At 45.1% G+C, this 381-nt stretch carries 1 protein-coding gene; it reads right to left on the bottom strand.

Translation table 11 applies throughout. The features are described from left to right. Positions 1-30 precede the first annotated feature (30 nt). On the bottom strand, positions 31-381 hold a 351-nt coding region (locus A3751_RS20915), incomplete at its 5' end, for a Yip1 family protein (protein WP_156492702.1).

Genomic DNA, 381 nt, shown 5'->3' with positions numbered 1-381 from the left:
TGGATTTTCAACTTGTTCGAAACGGCAAGCCTAACTAACGAATTCTGGTCCGATGCCAATGCTCCACACGATGACGCTGATGGCAAACAAGCCCACGAGCATGCATAGGCCTACCGTCAAAATAGACGTTGCAAACATAAAACCTCGGTCTTCGGGAATCTTCATTAAGATTGGTAGGCCCTCATACAGCAAGTAGACCGACCATCCTACGGCAACTACTCCAGCTAACATGTTGACCCAAAGAACGGGATAAACAGCAATTATCCCCATTAGGAATAAAGGCGTTGCCGTGTAAGCCGCTAAAATAATACCGTTGTGTTCTTGCTCATCGACGCCATACGTCGCTGCGAAGAAATCAATGAATTTACCGATAATAAATAT

Source organism: Oleiphilus sp. HI0080, from assembly GCF_001635135.1.
The sequence above is the reverse complement of the archived record's forward strand: the minus strand, read 5'-3'. Positions and strand labels throughout refer to the sequence as shown.